Annotated in this window: 17 protein-coding genes and 1 pseudogene; 14 read left to right on the top strand and 4 right to left on the bottom strand. The window is 59.1% G+C overall.

The window, feature by feature from the left end; genetic code table 11:
• Positions 1-17 precede the first annotated feature (17 nt).
• A complete protein-coding gene (locus ACR0DE_RS17740; RefSeq protein ID WP_480754511.1) occupies positions 18-1,445 on the top strand; it encodes a nucleobase:cation symporter-2 family protein in 1,428 nt (475 codons plus the stop codon).
• Between the two features lie 39 nt (positions 1,446-1,484).
• On the opposite strand, the gene ACR0DE_RS17735 is transcribed toward ACR0DE_RS17740, so the two are convergent.
• The 3 genes from ACR0DE_RS17735 to ACR0DE_RS17725 form a co-directional block, all read right to left on the bottom strand.
• The gene (locus ACR0DE_RS17735; protein ID WP_170511356.1) at positions 1,485-2,474 is read right to left on the bottom strand and encodes a glyceraldehyde 3-phosphate dehydrogenase NAD-binding domain-containing protein; all 990 of its coding nucleotides are present in this window, start codon (positions 2,472-2,474) and stop codon (positions 1,485-1,487) included.
• Between the two features lie 54 nt (positions 2,475-2,528).
• On the bottom strand, positions 2,529-2,852 hold the full coding sequence (locus tag ACR0DE_RS17730; RefSeq protein ID WP_170397457.1) for a hypothetical protein: 324 nt from the start codon (positions 2,850-2,852) through the stop codon (positions 2,529-2,531).
• 102 nt (positions 2,853-2,954) lie between these two features.
• Positions 2,955-3,788 (bottom strand): bifunctional allantoicase/(S)-ureidoglycine aminohydrolase, encoded by an 834-nt coding sequence (locus ACR0DE_RS17725; protein ID WP_170397455.1) that lies wholly within the window; start codon positions 3,786-3,788, stop codon positions 2,955-2,957.
• Positions 3,789-3,964: 176 nt separating this feature from the next.
• On the opposite strand from ACR0DE_RS17725, the gene ACR0DE_RS17720 reads away from it, so the two are divergent.
• From ACR0DE_RS17720 to ACR0DE_RS17700, 5 genes are all read left to right on the top strand, one after another.
• A complete protein-coding gene (locus ACR0DE_RS17720) occupies positions 3,965-4,321 on the top strand; it encodes a hypothetical protein (RefSeq protein ID WP_170404458.1) in 357 nt (118 codons plus the stop codon).
• A gap of 222 nt (positions 4,322-4,543) precedes the next feature.
• Positions 4,544-5,779, top strand: coding sequence for an acyl-CoA dehydrogenase family protein (locus ACR0DE_RS17715; RefSeq protein ID WP_170564632.1), 1,236 nt, complete (start codon positions 4,544-4,546; stop codon positions 5,777-5,779).
• Between the two features lie 15 nt (positions 5,780-5,794).
• Positions 5,795-6,595 carry a thioesterase family protein gene (locus tag ACR0DE_RS17710; RefSeq protein WP_170564635.1) on the top strand — a complete coding sequence of 267 codons (801 nt, stop codon included), beginning with the start codon at positions 5,795-5,797 and terminating at the stop codon, positions 6,593-6,595.
• Between the two features lie 16 nt (positions 6,596-6,611).
• The gene (locus ACR0DE_RS17705; protein ID WP_480754506.1) at positions 6,612-7,313 is read left to right on the top strand and encodes a DUF1007 family protein; all 702 of its coding nucleotides are present in this window, start codon (positions 6,612-6,614) and stop codon (positions 7,311-7,313) included.
• Positions 7,298-8,236 (top strand): nickel/cobalt transporter, encoded by a 939-nt coding sequence (locus tag ACR0DE_RS17700; protein ID WP_480754504.1) that lies wholly within the window; start codon positions 7,298-7,300, stop codon positions 8,234-8,236. Before ACR0DE_RS17705 ends, ACR0DE_RS17700 begins: the two co-directional genes overlap by 16 nt.
• 2 nt (positions 8,237-8,238) lie before the next feature.
• Here the strand turns inward: ACR0DE_RS17700 and truA are convergent, their stop codons facing one another.
• Positions 8,239-9,006 carry a tRNA pseudouridine(38-40) synthase TruA gene (gene truA, locus ACR0DE_RS17695; protein ID WP_480754502.1) on the bottom strand — a complete coding sequence of 256 codons (768 nt, stop codon included), beginning with the start codon at positions 9,004-9,006 and terminating at the stop codon, positions 8,239-8,241.
• 107 nt (positions 9,007-9,113) lie between these two features.
• On the opposite strand from truA, the gene ACR0DE_RS17690 reads away from it, so the two are divergent.
• From ACR0DE_RS17690 to ACR0DE_RS17655, 8 genes and pseudogenes are all read left to right on the top strand, one after another.
• Entirely contained in the window at positions 9,114-10,529 is a 1,416-nt protein-coding gene (locus ACR0DE_RS17690; RefSeq protein WP_170564644.1) for a YcjX family GTP-binding protein, read from the top strand.
• Entirely contained in the window at positions 10,526-10,981 is a 456-nt protein-coding gene (locus tag ACR0DE_RS17685) for an N-acetyltransferase family protein (RefSeq protein ID WP_480754500.1), read from the top strand. The genes ACR0DE_RS17690 and ACR0DE_RS17685 overlap by 4 nt, the downstream gene beginning before the upstream one ends.
• Positions 10,974-11,963, top strand: coding sequence for a YcjF family protein (locus ACR0DE_RS17680; RefSeq protein ID WP_480754498.1), 990 nt, complete (start codon positions 10,974-10,976; stop codon positions 11,961-11,963). Before ACR0DE_RS17685 ends, ACR0DE_RS17680 begins: the two co-directional genes overlap by 8 nt.
• A 54-nt stretch (positions 11,964-12,017) precedes the next feature.
• Positions 12,018-12,728 (top strand): VIT1/CCC1 transporter family protein, encoded by a 711-nt coding sequence (locus ACR0DE_RS17675; RefSeq protein ID WP_480754496.1) that lies wholly within the window; start codon positions 12,018-12,020, stop codon positions 12,726-12,728.
• Positions 12,729-12,814: 86 nt separating this feature from the next.
• Positions 12,815-13,015, top strand: a complete 201-nt coding sequence (locus ACR0DE_RS17670; protein ID WP_480754494.1) for an NAD-dependent epimerase/dehydratase family protein — start codon at positions 12,815-12,817, stop codon at positions 13,013-13,015.
• 128 nt (positions 13,016-13,143) lie between these two features.
• A pseudogene (locus ACR0DE_RS17665) lies at positions 13,144-13,308 on the top strand (DoxX-like family protein); the annotation flags it as partial.
• Positions 13,308-13,799, top strand: a complete 492-nt coding sequence (locus ACR0DE_RS17660) for a DUF2269 family protein (protein ID WP_480754492.1) — start codon at positions 13,308-13,310, stop codon at positions 13,797-13,799. The pseudogene ACR0DE_RS17665 and the gene ACR0DE_RS17660, both read left to right, overlap by 1 nt.
• 101 nt (positions 13,800-13,900) lie before the next feature.
• Positions 13,901-16,609: a DUF2339 domain-containing protein gene (locus tag ACR0DE_RS17655; RefSeq protein WP_480754490.1), complete on the top strand. Its 2,709-nt coding sequence runs from the start codon at positions 13,901-13,903 to the stop codon at positions 16,607-16,609.
• Positions 16,610-16,719 lie beyond the last annotated feature (110 nt).

Here is a 16,719-nt window from a genome sequence, read left to right as displayed (position 1 = left end):
GGGAGGACAATGAGATCATGGCTGAAACTTCGATAGGGACGCCCGAACAGCTTCGGGACCCGAACTTCACACCCGCCTTGCACAAGGCGATACCGCTGGGCATTCAGCACGTTTTGGCGATGTTCGTCTCGAACGTGACACCGGCCATCATCGTGGCGGGTGCTGCCGGTTTTGGATTTGGGTCGAACTCCCCGGATTTTCCCGAATTGCTGTACCTGATCCAGATGTCGATGCTGTTCGCTGGGCTGGCGACCCTGCTGCAGACTATCACGATTGGCCCGGTCGGAGCGGCTCTGCCGATTGTACAAGGAACGAGCTTTGCATTTTTGCCCATCATGATCCCTCTGGTCGCCGGAAAAGGCGTGGATGCCTTAGGGGCGCTGTTTTGCGGTGTCCTGGTTGGCGGCTTGTTTCATGCCTTTCTTGGCCTCTTCATAGGCAAGATACGGTTTGCGCTTCCGCCGCTGGTCACCGGACTTGTCGTAACAATGATCGGTTTGGCGCTGGTCAAGGTCGGCATACAATACGCCGCTGGTGGTGTGCCTGCGATTGGAACTCCTGAGTATGGATCGCTGCTCAACTGGTCGGCTGCACTGGTTGTGGTTGTTGTGACGCTTGGCCTCAAGTTCTTTGCACGCGGTATGCTGTCGGTGTCTGCCGTACTGGTTGGTTTGGCCATCGGCTACGTCTATGCCCTGATGGTCGGGATGGTGACGTTCGAGGCCATTGGCACAAGTTGGTCACGCGCCTCAGCTTTTGCTCTGCCCGTGCCGTTTAAATATGGGTTTGAGTTCTCTCTGGCCGCCGTGATCGGCTTTTGTCTCATGTCTTTCGTCTCGGCCATCGAGACCGTCGGAGACGTATCGGGTATCACCAAGGGGGGTGCAGGTCGCGAAGCAACCGACAAGGAAATCGCGGGCGCGACTTATGCAGATGGTTTCGGAACAGCGATTGCCGGTATGTTTGGCGGGTTTCCCAATACGTCCTTCAGCCAGAATGTCGGTTTGATTGCGATGACGGGCGTCATGAGCCGCCATGTCGTGACCTGTGGAGCTATCTTCCTGATCCTGTGTGGCCTTGTGCCAAAAGTCGGGGCAATTATCCGCACCGTGCCTATCGAAGTGCTGGGCGGTGGTGTGATCGTCATGTTCGGCATGGTGGTCGCGGCAGGTATCTCGATGCTGTCAGACGTGGATTGGAACCGTCGCAACATGGTGATCTTTGCGATTTCGCTGTCGATCGGTCTTGGGTTGCAGCTGGAACCCGGCGCGGTTCAGCACCTACCTGATACCCTTCGTATCCTGATGACCAGCGGCCTGCTGCCCGCAGCGCTGATCGCCATTGTACTGAATTTGGTCCTGCCAGATGAATTGGCCGAAGAATCGACTGAAGAGGTTTCAGGGGGTATGGCCGGTCACGGGGCGGGTAGCCTACCTCACGATTGAAGTCTTGAAGTAATCCGCAGCGTGCTTCAGCGCTGCGGATTACCCGGCGTTTGCCATCAGGCGCGCGACATCCAGCATGCGGGCTGAAAACCCCCATTCATTGTCGTACCAGCCAAAGACCCTGATCTGCCTCTCTCCAATCATGCGCGTCTCGGGCCCCGCCACTACCAGTGACTCAGGGCGGGACCGCAAATCAGATGACACCAAGGGCAAATCAGTCCAGCCCAGCACGTCAGAAGCTGCGACCGCGTCGCGAAACGCTTGTTCGAATTGATCTGCGCTCATGCCACGTTCTAGCGTGGCGACAAGATCAACGGCAGATACGCTGGCCGTCGGAACACGCACCGCGGCCCCCGACATACGACCGGCCAGGTCTGGCAAGACGATATCAATCAAATGCGTCGCGCTCGAGGTCGTGGGCACCATCGACAATGCCCCGGCGCGCGATCGGGCCAAATCCCCGCGTGGCGCATCGACCATCGGCTGGCTGTTTGTATAGCAGTGGATGGTGGTCATGTGCCCGGACACAAGCCCGCCGATTTCATCAATCAGCTTGACGAGCGGTGCCAGACCATTGGTGGTGCAGGATGCATTTGAAACGATCCGTGCGCTGCCCAATTGATCTTCGTTTGCCCCCAGCACCAGTGTGACTTCGGCAGCGGGTGACGGACCGGAAATCAACACTTTATCCGCCCCAGCAGTCAAGCCCCGGCTGGCCACGTCGGATGTTCGCGCGATGCCGGTGCAATCGAGCATGACATCGACGCCGGACAGATCGACCTGTGCCAAATCGGCGCTGTGAGACATCAGAATAACGCGGCCATCGATATTCAGTGCTTCACCTTCGGTCGTGACCGAACCCTGATAGGGGCCAAACGTGCTGTCATATTTGAACAGGTATGCGCATGTTTCCAGCGGTGCGATATCGTTGATCAGCACTAGTTCTACATCCGAATGCTGCGGCAGGCTTAAGACCTGACGCAGAATGGTGCGGCCGATACGGCCGAATCCGTTGATCGCGAGTTTCATGCGCAAGCTATGGCAGGCAGATCAGGCGATCTCAATCAAAGTATTGTACCAATTTCAGTTGCAGCTGACCTGCGAAAAGAACTGGCCCGAAATGTTCTGATACATGCTGGAATAGATCGCCTTGCAGCCAGTCGCCTTCTGTATCGCGGCCATTGCCTGGATGGTGCGAAGACGTGGCGGCGGGCCAAACGGGTTCAGATTGTTATTATCCCGCGTCGCCCGATAAACCACAGGCGCGTCCGAGACCTGCGTCACCGCCCATGTGCGGCTCATGACGAAAACGGATTTGGTTTCTTCCTTGGCTGCGACCGGGGCGGCGTTGAACGCCGAAAGGCCAAGGGTGGCAACCAGTGCAATCATCGTACCGCGCAGTAACATCGAACAATCTCCAGTGCTGAAAACTCATTTGATTTCATCAGATTCCAGCGATTCTGTGAACCCCTTTACCAGAACTTGACCCGGTAAAGCCCCGATCGTCAGCTACCTAGACGGTACAGACAACGGCATGTGCCTATTCACATCCTTGTACAACAGATAGCGAAACCGTCCCGGTCCGCCTGCGTAACAGGCCTGCGGGCAGAAAGCGCGCAGCCACATGTAGTCACCGGCCTCAACCTCGACCCAATCCTGATTGAGCCGGTAAACAGCCTTGCCTTCAAGCACATAAAGGCCGTGTTCCATCACATGGGTTTCGGCAAAGGGAATCACACCACCGGGTTCGAAATTGACGATGTTGACATGCATGTCGTGACGCAGGTCCTGCGGATCGGTGAAGCGGGTGGTAGACCAGCGGCCTTCGGTGCCGGGCATTTCGTTGGGTACCACGTCGCGTTCATTGGTGATGATCGGGTCAGGGGCGGGCAGGCCGGGCACTGCATCATAAGCCTTGCGCACCCAATGGAACCGGGCAACTGAATCGCCATGGTTGTGCAGCGTCCAGTCGCTGCCCGGGGGGATATAGGCATATCCACCGATCTCAAGAACATGATCCGCTTCGTTCAGGGTCAGCGTGACGCTGCCCTCGACCACGAAGATCACCCCTTGCGCATTTGGGTCGGTTTCGGGCGTATCGCTGCCACCGCCGGGCTGCACCTCCATTATGTATTGCGAGAATGTCTCGGCAAAACCACTCAAAGGCCGGGATAAGACCCAAAGACGTGTATTCTCCCAGAAAGGCAGAAAGCTGGTAACGATGTCGCGCATCGTGCCTTTGGGGATTACCGCATAGGCATCGGTGAACATGGCACGGTCGGTCAACAGTTGCTCTTGCCCCGGATGTCCGCCTGTCGGTGCATAATATTTAGGATGTGTCATCAAATGCCTCTGCTTCGTCTGGGCACAATATGAGGCGATCTCACGGGCGGACCTAGCGCCCGCCTTGCGAAAGGTTTGTTCGGGATAATTTGAAGGTGGCCAAGTGGGGCTTGGCCGCACACGCATAGAGGTATATCTATGGACGTGAAAGTCATTCAAATCGGCGAGGCCCTTTGATGAAAGCCTTTGTTTACACAGCGCTGGTTGCTGCACTTTTTCTGGGGGTGGGTGGAATAGCACAGGCTAAACCACTTTCCCGAATCATCGCGGAAATGGGGTTGAGCCCCGCTGACTTTGAGGTGTTGAACGACACCTCAAACGCGTTGCTGTCGACGGGCACTCCATCCGTGGGGCAGGAGAGGGCTTGGCTCAATCAGGACACCGGCTCGAAGGGGACAATCCGCGTGCAAAGCGTTCAGGGCAATTGTGTGATACTTCAGCACTTTGTGCAGCCTGAAGGTGCTGCACAGGCCCGCGATATCAGAACGCGCCGCTGCAAGACCGCTGATGGGAACTGGATCCTGACACCTTAAAGGTCGGTGCCCTGGCCAGCACCCGAACTAGCACAGCTGCACCCTTGTGATTTGCTCCAGCTAATTTGACCGCAGGCCCCCTGCTGGGCATCGCATTGATGCTGGACCGGGCTCAATTTGCGTGAATGACGTTCCGTCACTTAGCTGGACACGCTCATGGCCACTAAGCCATCCTCGGACCAAAGCCAAAGACCCGCATTGCGCCACAGGGAAGGAATAGACATGACCATGACTTTCGGATTGCGTGAGGAAAACCGCGCCCTGTTACAGCGGGTGAGGGATATGATTCACGACGAGGTCATGCCGCTTGAAGATGAGTATCAGGCAGAAATCAATAAAGGCGATCGTTGGAAATATACCGAGCGACAGGCCGAGATTCTCGAGGGGCTGAAAGCCAAGGCCAAGGCGGCGGGGCTTTGGAACTTCTGGCTGACAGACAGCGACAAAGGTTTTGGCCTCAGTACAGTTGAATACGCCTATTTCGCCGAGGAGATGGGCAAGACGCCCTTGGGGGCCGAAGTTTTCAACTGCTCCGCGCCCGATACAGGGAATATGGAGGTGTTTGAACGCTACGGGTCAGGCGCGATGAAAGAGCAGTGGCTGAAGCCTTTGCTCGACGGGCAGATTCGCTCGGCCTATCTGATGACCGAGCCCGATGTGGCCTCATCAGATGCCACCAACATTTCGATGTCCTGCGTGCGGGACGGGGCCGACTATGTTCTGAACGGCGAAAAATGGTGGTCGTCTGGGGCGGGCGATCCGCGTTGCAAGGTCTATATCGTGATGGTCAAAACCGGCGGGGACGATCTGCCAAAGCACCAGCGCCAGTCGATGATCGTGGTCCCAGCGGACGCGCCCGGGATCGAAGTGCTGCGCCCGATGGAGGTCTATGGCCACGACGATGCGCCCCATGGACACATGCACATCCGTTTCACAGAAGTTCGGGTCCCAGCCGAAAACACTCTACTGGGTGAAGGGCGCGGGTTCGAGATTGCGCAAGGTCGCTTGGGGCCGGGCCGTATTCACCATTGCATGCGCGCGATTGGTCAGGCCGAGTCTGCGCTGGAGCAGATGTGCAAGCGTTCACTACAGCGCCAGGCGTTTGGGAAGAAACTGGCGCAGCTGGGGGCAAACTACGACATCATCGCCGAATGTCGGATGGAGATCGAAATGGCCCGTTTGCTGTGCCTCAAGGCCGCCTGGTACATGGATCAGGGCGATGCAAGGGCGGCGGCCCCATGGATCAGCCAGATCAAGGTCGTTGCCCCCAAGGTCGCGCTGAAGGTGATCGATGAGGCCGTGCAAATGTTCGGCGCACAGGGGATCAGTCAGGATACGCCCTTGGCAAATGCATGGACCCATGTGCGCACCCTGCGTCTGGCGGATGGGCCGGACGCAGTGCATCGCCGTCAGGTCGCTCGCGCCGAGTTGAAGAAATACACGCAGGAAAAAGTCTGAGGCGACAGAACCACAATGACATCGGATGTGTTGGGGCAGGCGTATTTCCACCAAAATGCGCAGGGTGTGTTTGTCGGAAATGACCCCGCGCGCGGGCCTTGGTCAGCCGATCATTGCCATGCTGGGCCAGTCAGCGGATTGATCGTGCGGGCGGCAGAAACCGAAGTTGGCCCTGAGAAGATGTTGACCCGGTTGACCGTCGATCTGCTGCGTCCATTGCCTCTGGCTGGTTTGCGAGTCGCGGCAGAGACGACACGCCATACCAAGACGCTGGCGACCACACGGGTCACCGTACATGATCTGGACGACACGCTTTGCGCCACCGCCACAACCATGCATATGGTGCGCAAAGACCTTGGGGCCGTGCCCAATGTCGAACTGCCCGCGCCCAGGGTCGAAGATATGGTCGATGGCCCGTTTCCGATCGGTGAGATGCGCCATCAGTTGCCCGGTTTTGCCCATCACTCCCAGATCGGCTATCCCGCTGATGGCAAGCAAGGGGCAGGTCCGAAAACCGTCTGGATGCGCACACCTGCCTTGCTGGAAGGAGAGGACCCATCGCCGATCCAAGCGCTCTGCCCGCTTGCAGATTGCGGCAATGGCATATCGTGGAACGCGCCCACATCTGAGATGGGTTTCATGAATACTGACCTAACGGTGCAAATCCACCGCGAGCCTGTCTCGGATTGGCTGGCATCTGACTCGATCTCGCACTGGCAGCGCTCGGGGATCGGCATGTCGCAGTCGGTTCTTTTCGATACGCAGGGGCCGGTCGGCACGGCGCTGCAGACATTGGTCCTGTTTCCGCCGGGATAAAGCGGCAGGTTTATGCATGATTGCGTTCAATCGGATTGCCGTATGGCATTGCACGCCCTATCTTCGCCGTATGCGCTGGCTTGCCTTCTCATTGACCTGCCTTCTGCCGATACCGGCTCTAGCCCATCCCCATGTCTTTATCGACACGGGGCTGGAGTTCATGGTCGATGACGCAGGCAACCTGACCCATGTGCGTGTGACCTGGGCCTATGATGAGTTCTATTCATTGCTGGTTCTCGAAGACATGCGACTGGATCAGGACGCGGATGGCGTCCTGACCGAGGCCGAAGAGCAGTTTCTAAGCGGTTTCGACGCGCAGTGGGTCGAAGGCTACAATGGCGATCTGGTCATCCGCATGGGCGAAACCGTGATCCCGCTCTCTGGCCCACTTGAGCCGCAGGCTACGACCGAGGATGCGCGCATCGTAACCACACATCTGCGCGCAATCGAGGGAGACCCCGTTCCCGCGGATGCGCTGTCGATCAAAGCCTTTGATGAGAGCTTTTATACCGCATACGAAGTGACCCGCCCGGTTCTGGTTTCAGGCCCCACGACCTGTGATATCGAACGGAGCGATCCGGATATCGACAACGAACTGGCCCAAATGCAGGCTTTTTTGCTGACGCTGGATGCCGAGTATGACCTTGAAGAAAATGATATCCCTCTGGTCGGTGAGAAATTCGCAACCGAGATTCGGCTTTCATGTCCAAATACCTGATCGTTCCCGTTGCCATCGCCTGCGGGGTGCTGCTGTGGTTCTGGGGCAGCGGTGGTTTTGACCATCTGGCCGCTTGGGCTGCCGGAGAGCAACGCGAATTCCAGAACCAGATCGCCCGCGCCCTTCGCGCAGCACGCGCCGAGCAGCCCGAAGCTGTGGCAACGCTACTGACGGTCTGTTTTGCATATGGGTTTTTTCATGCCATCGGACCGGGCCATGGCAAGGTTCTGATCGGAGGATATGGGCTTGGCCGTCGTGTTGCGTTTTGGCGACTTTCTGCAATCAGTGTCCTGTCGAGCCTAGGGCAAGCAGTGACGGCGGTTGTGCTGGTTTATGCCGGGGTATTGGTATTCCAGATGTCACGCGAGTCGCTTGTAGGCACGACCGAACAGGTCATGGCACCGATCAGCTACGGCGCAATTGCCGCTATAGGCCTGTGGCTGGTTTTCCGCGCCATCCGCAGTTTTGCGCGACGTCACAAAAACCAAGCCTCTCAAATGCACGACCACCATCACCATGCGCATGATCACGACCACCATCATCACGACCACGAGGTTTGCGCTGACTGCGGCCACCGCCACGGCCCGACGGCCGATGAGGTCGCTCAGGTCGGCAGCTTTCGCGAGGCGTTGATCCTGATCGCTGGTATAGCCGCACGCCCCTGTACGGGCGCGTTGTTTGTGCTGATCCTGACATGGCAGATGGGTATCGCAATGGTCGGCATCGCAGGCGCATTCGCCATGGCTTTAGGCACCGCAACCGTCACCACTTTGGTCGGTTGGACATCTTTTGGGTTGCGCGGCGGGTTGCTGGCCTCAGCCTCGGCTACGCGCTTTGCATCGGTACTGGCCCCGACCATCGAACTGGTTGCGGGTCTTATCATCGCCGTGATTGCAAGCGGGCTGCTACTGCGGGCCTTGTAGACTTAGCCAAACACCGGTTCGGGATATCCTACCCGTGCCAGATACAATCCTTGCGGCGGGCAAACCGGCCCACAAGCCGCACGGTCAACCGCCTCAAGCGCATCGCGAACGTCCTCGGGCGTCCAAGCTCCGGCCCCCACACGCTCCAACGTGCCAACAAAGCTACGTACCTGATTGTGCAGAAACGACCGGGCGCGAACATGGAAGTGGATTTCGGGCCCCGAGAAGCCCTGAACCTGTTCCACCCGCAACTCATCCAGTGTTTTGACCGGGCTGGCGGCCTGACAGATGGAGGACCGGAAGGTGGTGAAATCATGCCGCCCGATCAGCACATCCGCCCCGGCCTGCATCGCTGCAACGTCCAGAGAATGATTGATCTGCCAGACCTGCCCCTTGTCGTGGGTTGCAGGTGCGCGACGCATCAGGATACGGAACAGATATTGCCGCTCAAGCGCCGAAAACCGCGCGTGCCAGTCATCATCCACCCATGCGGCTTTCATGATGGCGACAGGCTGCGGCTTGAGATGATAGTTCAACGCCTCAGACAGGCGAAATGGGTCCCATTCTTTGACTAGATCGCAATGCGCCACTTGTCCTAGCGCGTGAACCCCCGCGTCGGTACGACCGGCGGCGGCGATTGTGTGGTCTCCGGGTTCGATCCGCGAAAGCGCTAGTTCGATCGCGCCCTGAACCGAAGGCAGCTCCTTTTGCCGCTGCCATCCGGCAAACGGTTCCCCTTGGTATTCGACTTGCAGCGCGTATCTGGGCATGGGGCGCTGGTATCGCGCCTTGGTCGGACGGGCAAGGGGGCGAAAGCTCTGGCAAGTGCCGCAACCGCTACCTATCTTGGGCAAAACGATAATTGCGGGGCGACAGCTTGGTCATCTCATCTTTGGCAGACAGTCTGGTGCGCGGCGTCGAATCCGTGGGTGACCGTGTGTCCGAGACATTCTTCGAGCCGGTCATCCGGCTGGGCGTCACGGGATTGGCGCGGTCGGGCAAGACGGTGTTCATCACATCACTGGTCGCCAACCTGCTGGATCGGGGCCGCATGACCGGTCTTGTGGCGCAGCAAGAGGGGCGTGTCACCGCCAGCTATCTGCAGCCGCAACCCGACGACACCGTGCCCCGTTTCGATTTCGAATCCCATCTGTCCGCGCTGACCGGACCAGCGCCGCACTGGCCGGACAGCACGCGTGCTGTTTCCGAGTTACGCCTGTCCTTCAAAGTCCAGCCCGCAGGTCTGCTTTCGGGATTGCAGGGCCCTCGAACATTGCATCTGGACATTGTGGACTATCCGGGTGAGTGGCTGCTGGATCTGGCCCTACTGGACAAATCCTATGAAGATTGGTCGCGGGACACGCTCGAACACATATCCAATCGCCCACAAGCAGGGGCATTTCTGGCAAAGGTCCAGGCGACCGACCCAACCGCGCCACATGATGAGCCGCAGGCGCAGGACCTCGCCCGCAGCTTCACCGATTACCTTAATGCCGCGCGTGATGCCGGTTTCTATGACTGCACTCCCGGTCGGTTTCTTCTGCCGGGCGATCTGGCCGGGTCTCCTGTGCTGACATTCGCGCCGCTCCCGGTGTCGGGGGCGTCAATTCGGCGTTCACTACACCGCGAGATGGAGCGGCGGTACGAGGCGTACAAATCGCGTGTGGTCAAACCTTTCTTTCGCGACCACTTTGCCCGGATCGACCGGCAGATCGTTCTGGTAGATGCGTTGGGGGCAATCCATAAAGGCCCGCAAGCGGTCGAGGATATGCGCCGCGCGATGGCCGATATCCTGTCGGCCTTCCGCCCCGGTCGCAACGCATGGCTCAACAGGCTGCTGCTTGGCAAGCGGGTCGAGCGTATCCTGTTTGCGGCCACCAAAGCGGACCATCTGCACCATCTGCAGCACCCGCGCCTGACCGCGATCATTGAGGCCCTGACCCGTGAGGCCCGCGACCGCGCCAGCTTTGCCGGGGCTGAAACTGCGGCCTTATCGTTGGCTTCACTTCGGACAACGACGGAAGAGATGCGCAGCCATAACGGCGTAGAACTGCCATGCGTGCGCGGCACTCTGCTAGACAGCGGTAAGCAGGCGGCCTTTTACCCCGGTGATTTGCCAGAGGACCCTGCCCATCTGCTGGGCCCCGCGCGCAATGGGGCCGAGCGATGGCTGGGCGAGGACTATGGCAATATGGCCTTTGCACCCGCACATTTGACCCTGAATCCCGGTGACGGTCCGCCACATATTCGGCTGGACCGGGCTGCGCAGTTTCTGATCGGAGACCGGCTGTGAACGTGATCCTTCGCCCCGCTCGCAGTACCGATGCCGGAACCATAGGCGCTATTCTGCACGGGTTCGCCCGCGAAAACGACTGGATGCCTGAACTGCATTCTGAGGCCGAGACCATTGCGTTTTGCGGCAGGATGATTGATCTCGGCTGGGTCACGGTGGCCGAAAAGCAGGGGCAGGTGGCCGGATTTCTGGCGTTGAATGGGGACGAAGTGCAGTCGCTCTATCTGGCGACCTCGGCGCGCGGGCAGGGGATCGGGCAGCGATTACTGGATCGTGCCAAAGCGCAGCGTCCCACGCTCAACTTGTATGCGTTTCAGGCCAATCCTTCCGCATGCCGGTTCTATGAGCGTAACGGCTTTGTCGAGGTCGCACGCGGCGATGGGTCCGAGAACGACGAAAACCTGCCCGACATCAGATATGTTTGGACGCGCGAGGAGTTGGTCGATGGCTAAAGGCCCCGTTTTGATTGATCTGGAAGACGATGCCTCGGCAGTTGATGTCTCGACCGCGCCTCCTGTTCCGGACATCGCGCCTCCGCAGGGGCAGGCGATGCAGGCAGCGGTACGGTTTGCAGCGCGGAAACCTTCGGTTTTAGCGCGTTGGTTCTGGGGGCTGGCACTAGCGGTTGTGGGGGCGGTGGTCTCGGTCGCCGCATGGGATTTTGCCATCTCTCTGCTGGAACGCGCACCAATTCTGGGTTGGATCGTCACCGGTCTGATCGCTGCGCTGTTGCTGGTCGTCCTGATCATTGCACTGCGCGAGTTGGCCGCAATCAGCCGTCTGTCTCGCGTCGACGGGCTGCGGCGCGCGGCGGACACAGCTTTAACAGACGAGGACTTGTCGCAAGCCCGCGCTGTAAACACACGGCTGATTGCGTTCTATAAGGGACGCGATGAAACACGCTGGGGTCGCGACCGTTTGACCGAACGCATGGGAGAGCAATTCGATGCGGCAACCCTGCTGAGCTTGGCCGAAGACGAATTGCTGGCCCCGCTGGACGCTGCTGCTAGCCGCGAGGTCGAGGCCGCAGCCCGGCAGGTTGCCACCGTTACCGCTTTGGTTCCGCTCGCGCTGGCCGATGTCGCGACCGCGCTTGCAAGCTCATTGCGAATGATCCGACGTATTGCCGAAATCTATGGCGGTCGTGCAGGTTTCTTGGGCAGTTGGCGCCTAACCCGCGCCGTATTCGTGCATCTGATTGCAACTGGCGCGGTGGCAGTGGGGGATGATCTTCTGGAGCCGATTTTGGGCGGCTCAGTCCTCAGCAAATTGTCGCGCCGGTTCGGTGAGGGGCTGGTCAACGGCGCGCTCACCGCCCGCGTGGGTGTCGCTGCGATGGAGGTCTGTCGACCTTTGCCTTTCTCGAAACGCCACCAGCCCTCGACCCGTGGCATGATCAAACGCGCGCTCAGCGGGTTGTTCTCCAGGACTTGATCTGGCGCAAGGCAGTGCCTGAACCTGTCCTGCATAAACAGGACGGAGCCAGCCATGACCGAACACGGCCACAGCCAGCAAGAGATTTTCGAACGGATCAATGCGCCTCCGGGTCGTGGGGTTCTGCGCGATGTGGTTTATGGCGGCATCGATGGCTCAGTCACGACATTCGCGATCGTTGCCGGGGTTGCCGGGGCAGGTTTATCGCCTTTTGTCATCGTGGCACTTGGGTTGGCCAACGTGCTGGCGGATGGTTTTTCGATGGCGGCGGGCAACTACTCGGGAACCAAGGCCGAGCTCGATAACATCCACCGTATTCGCGCTATCGAGGAACGGCATATCAAGTTGTACCCGGATGGCGAGCGAAAGGAGGTGCGCGAAATCCTCGCACAAAAAGGCCTTTCAGGCAGCGTTCTGGATGACGCGACAGCTGAAATCACTTCGAACCACGACAATTGGGTCGACCTGATGATCGAGGGCGAATACGGGCTGGGCAGCGTCGACCCGCATCCCCTCAAAGCCGCGATGGCGACGTTCTTTGCCTTTCTGATCGCGGGGATGATTCCGTTGTTGCCGTTCCTCTTATCCGTTGCAAATGCGTTCACCGTATCAGCCTGGATGACTGTGGGCGTATTCTTTGCCATTGGCGCGATGAAAAGCCGGTGGTCGCTTGCCCCCTGGTGGCGATCAGGCGGAGAAACCCTGCTGATCGGGGGTGCGGCGGCAGCTATCGCCTTCTGGGTTGGCTCGTTGTTTCACCCCTGAATGGTGCTGTTGTCGCGGACGGGGTGATCAGGCTGATCCTCAGAATCTGATTCGCTAGGGTGTTGTAAACCAATGCGAGGCAACTCGTGGCAACGGATCGTCCTGAAAAAACTGTTTTGGTGCTGGGCGCTTATGGGTTCATTGGGGCTGCGGTGGTTCGATCGCTGCATGCGGATGGTGCCTGTGTGAAGGGTCTTGTGCGCAGCCGGAAGACGGCTGAGCGGGTCCTTTCGGATATTGCGCTGATCTCGGGGGATCTACGTGATTTCAAGTCGGCGGCGGATTGACGAGGCTATCGCAGGCAGCCGAGATACTGTCGTGCAATGGTTGGCCCGTTGGGATTGCCAACGCGAGCGTGCTGTTCTGGTCGATTATCGACATCGCGCTGGGGCTGGCAATCTAGTGGCGTCCATGGGCCGCGCGCGCTTGCCTCGCGCAGGCTGCAATCGCCGCTTTCTATCTGATCGCCGCCACGTTGACGGTGCCTGAACTGTGGCTCGACCCTTTGGGACCGTTGGTCAAGATAGCACCGGCTTTGATGCTGTCACTGATCGCGCGACCCCTGTTGGAGAGCCGCTGATGGACCCGGATCTGATCTTGCACTGGCTTCACGTGATCGGAGCATGCGTTCTATTGGGCACTGGCGCGGGGATCGCCTTTTTCATGCTGATGGCGCGCCGCACAGCAGATGCACGGGTGATTGCTCATACGGCGGGAATCGTGGTGCTGGCCGACACAGTTATTACGGCCACCTCAGTCATTTTCCAGCTGTTCACCGGCGTGTTGCTGGCCTGGCAACTGGGCTGGCAACTGGGCTGGTTGCTGTCGGAGGGTCGGATCGCGATATCACTGTTGCTTTACGTACTGACCGGCCTGTTCTGGCTGCCGGTGGTTTGGATTCAGGTGCGTCTGAGGGATTATGCAAGGCAGGCTGATCGGGATGGTACCTCCTTGCCAAGCAGTTACTACAAAATGTTCCGCAGATGGTTCGCTTGCGGTATTCCAGCCTTTGCTGCAGTGCTGGCGATCCCTTGGCTGATGCTGGCACGCCCTCACATCCTGCTTTTCTAGGCCGATTACCTGTGCAGCAGGCGGTATCCATGTGGATTTCCAGACTATAAACCAGCCTGTCTGCACGGTACGTTTGGCGCATCGCATCCCGGAGGTTTCGGTTGGAATCCTTGCTTGTCCTCGTTGGTCTGATCGTTCTGGCCATTCCTGTTTCGATCATCGCTTTGCTGATTGGTCAATCGCGGTTGCGCAAGCGCGTCGAACAGCTTGAGCGGCAATTGGCCAGGCAAATACCGGAAAGCGGCGCCGAAACCTCCAAGACATCAAGGCCGGAGCCGAAGACGACGCAAAACAAGCATGATCCCTTGGCCGCGGCGAAAACCTCGTCTACCACTGACGAAAGCCCATCGGATGCGCCGCAGGCCGTTGAGGCCGCCGATCCTCCTGCCACCATCGTTTTTCGTGAGGAAAAGATCGCCGCGCTGGGCGCGTGGTTGCGTGAGAACTGGTTCTATGCGGTTTCGGCGCTGTCACTGGCCTTGGCCGGGATATTTCTGGTGCAATACGGGGTTGAGAACGGGCTGTTGCCACCCACCGCGCGGGTCGCCGCAGCCCTGATCTTTGGCCTTCTGCTGATTGGGTCAGGTGAAGTGATCCGCCGCCGCTTCGGCGATGACGAGGACGCGTCGACCGCTTATCTACCATCGGTCTTCTCGGGCGCGGGTCTGGTGACCCTGTTCGGTGGCGTTCTGGCGGCGCGCCAGCTTTATGATCTGATCGGCCCCGAGGCCGCTCTGGCCGGTCTCGTTATCATCGCTCTGTTTGCGTTGGTCTTGGGATGGTTCCACGGGCCGCTGCTCGCCGCCGTAGGCCTAATCGGAGCCTTTGCCGCGCCCTTTATGGTTGGAGGCGCATCGGACGATCCCAGTTGGCTTTATGGTTATTTCTTTATCATCGCCATTTTGGGCTTGGGTATCGATACCGTCAGGCGTTGGGCATGGATTTCTATTCTGACGCTAGTAGGTGCATACGGGGCGGCGTTTTTGCTGGTGCTGTCTTCCCCCTCCACGGAACCGGGGTATCTGACCTGTGTGACAGCACTGGCGCTTATTGCGATGGCGATACCCGTGCGCAGTATCTGGCCCGAACACACCGGCCCGATGATTGCTGAAGTCATTCGGCGACGGAAAGGGGATCCATGGCCCGAGTTTCCAACCCGAATTGCCTTTGGTGCAGTTCTCACCAGTTCCATCATCCTGTCGCTGCATTGGTCGGATTCAAGCGGTGAGTTTTGGCTGGGCGTTGCTCTGTTTACCGCTTTGATACTGGCGCTGATCCTTTGGACAAAAGCTGCGCGTGCGTTGCAGGATGTGACGGCGCTGCCTGCGTTGGGTCTGATCTGGTTTGTTCTGCTGCACGGGTTGGACGGTGGCTCCGTGTGGCGCGGCTTTGCCGACACATACGTGGAAACGGCCGAGGCCGATTATCCTTGGGTAGTCACGCTATTGGTTGCCCTCGGGGCCTTGATCAGCGTGCTCGCTGCGTGGCGGTCCTTCCACGCCGGGCGCTACGCTGTGGTCTGGGCCGGGGGTGCAGCCCTATATGCTCCGACGCTGGCGATCGCGCTTGAAGTCGGATGGCAGCCTGCAAACGTGATCGGAGCTTATGCGTGGGCCTTACACGCAATCGCATTAGGCGCGATGATGGTGGTTTTGGCCGAACGGTTTGCGCGGGCCGATGGTGAGAAACGGATGCGGCCTGCACTGGCAACTCTGTCTGCGCTATCGTGCCTTAGCTTTGCCTGCATCATCGTACTCAGCTCTGCCGCTTTGACCGTAGCACTTGTCGCCATGATCGTTGTGGCCGCGGCGCTGGACCGGCGATTTGTTCTGGCTCCGATGAGTTGGTTCATTTGGGCGGGTGTGTTCACGGTGACCGTACGGCTTGTGCTCGACCCGGGGCTCGATTGGGCCGAAACCGCGCCGTTGATCGAAATGACCTGGGTCTATGCGGTAGCGGTTGCCGGGTTCATCATGGGGTGGGCGTTGCTAAGGTCCTTGGACCGCCCGATTGCCTCATTGCTGCTTGAAAGCGCGGCCTGGGCAACGGCGGGAATACTGCTATCGCTCTTGTTGCTGCGCTGGCTGGAAAGCTTCGGAGAAGGCGGCGCGACAGACAGCCATTGGGGGCTGGGGCTGCTGGCGGTGATCTGGCTGCTGCTGGCTTTTGCACAAATACAGCGGTTCGAGCTTGGCGGTAAGCTGAACTACGCGCGTTACGCGCTCGCGGCGTTCTTTGCGGCACACGGCATGATGCGTCTGGTTCAGGCTTTGTCTGAGGCTAACCCGTTGCTCGACCCATTTGCCGATTCCGTGCTCGGCCCGCCGGTGCTGAACACGTTGGCGGTGGCCTATCTGTTGCCTGCGCTGGCCATCGGCTTCTCGGCTTGGCGCGTCGTGACGCAGCCCGTGCTACTGAAGCAGATCAGTTATGGGGTCGCCGGTGCTCTGATCGCTTTTTGGCTGGGGCTTACAATCCGTCATGTCTGGCAGGGGGCGGGTGGCATGTATGAAGGCAACGGCGTCACCCAGCCCGAGCTTTATTCATACACCATCACCTTGTTGGTGGTCGGCGCAGGGTTGTTCTACCAGTCGCTGGCCCGCCGGTCCGATTTGATGCGTAAGGCCGGTTTGGCCGTGATTGGCCTCGCGGTGGCCAAGGTGTTTCTGATCGATATTGCCGGATTGGGCGGGCTGATCCGGGTGTTTTCGCTGTTGGCGCTCGGTCTCGCACTGGCGGGTCTCGCATGGCTCAATCGCTGGGCCAAGCTGCGCCATTCGTCGCAAGACCCGGAACCTCTGGACCATTGAGAGCAGGCGTCCTATAAGCGCGGCCATGTTTGACCGGCTGGCCATCATTATTCGAATTATATCCCCGGCGCTCTGATATCGCGAGACGCCGGGCAAAGGTGCTTGAGTTA

The sequence above is a fragment of the Ruegeria sp. C10 genome, assembly GCF_056537805.1.
Note: the sequence above shows the minus strand (reverse complement) of the source record. Positions and strands in the feature narration are given on the sequence as shown.

Excerpts from the sequence above, each read along its gene's own strand:
- ACR0DE_RS17660 (WP_480754492.1), top strand. The coding sequence starts at position 13,308 with ATGGACCCGGATCTGATCTTGCACTGGCTTCACGTGATCGGAGCATGC.
- ACR0DE_RS17720 (WP_170404458.1), top strand. The coding sequence starts at position 3,965 with ATGAAAGCCTTTGTTTACACAGCGCTGGTTGCTGCACTTTTTCTGGGG.
- ACR0DE_RS17710 (WP_170564635.1), top strand. The coding sequence starts at position 5,795 with ATGACATCGGATGTGTTGGGGCAGGCGTATTTCCACCAAAATGCGCAG.
- ACR0DE_RS17715 (WP_170564632.1), top strand. The coding sequence starts at position 4,544 with ATGACCATGACTTTCGGATTGCGTGAGGAAAACCGCGCCCTGTTACAG.
- ACR0DE_RS17675 (WP_480754496.1), top strand. The coding sequence starts at position 12,018 with ATGACCGAACACGGCCACAGCCAGCAAGAGATTTTCGAACGGATCAAT.
- ACR0DE_RS17725 (WP_170397455.1), bottom strand. The coding sequence starts at position 3,788 with ATGACACATCCTAAATATTATGCACCGACAGGCGGACATCCGGGGCAA.
- ACR0DE_RS17740 (WP_480754511.1), top strand. The coding sequence starts at position 18 with ATGGCTGAAACTTCGATAGGGACGCCCGAACAGCTTCGGGACCCGAAC.
- ACR0DE_RS17730 (WP_170397457.1), bottom strand. The coding sequence starts at position 2,852 with ATGTTACTGCGCGGTACGATGATTGCACTGGTTGCCACCCTTGGCCTT.
- ACR0DE_RS17705 (WP_480754506.1), top strand. The coding sequence starts at position 6,612 with ATGATTGCGTTCAATCGGATTGCCGTATGGCATTGCACGCCCTATCTT.
- ACR0DE_RS17680 (WP_480754498.1), top strand. The coding sequence starts at position 10,974 with ATGGCTAAAGGCCCCGTTTTGATTGATCTGGAAGACGATGCCTCGGCA.
- truA (WP_480754502.1), bottom strand. The coding sequence starts at position 9,006 with ATGCCCAGATACGCGCTGCAAGTCGAATACCAAGGGGAACCGTTTGCC.
- ACR0DE_RS17735 (WP_170511356.1), bottom strand. The coding sequence starts at position 2,474 with ATGAAACTCGCGATCAACGGATTCGGCCGTATCGGCCGCACCATTCTG.
- ACR0DE_RS17700 (WP_480754504.1), top strand. The coding sequence starts at position 7,298 with ATGTCCAAATACCTGATCGTTCCCGTTGCCATCGCCTGCGGGGTGCTG.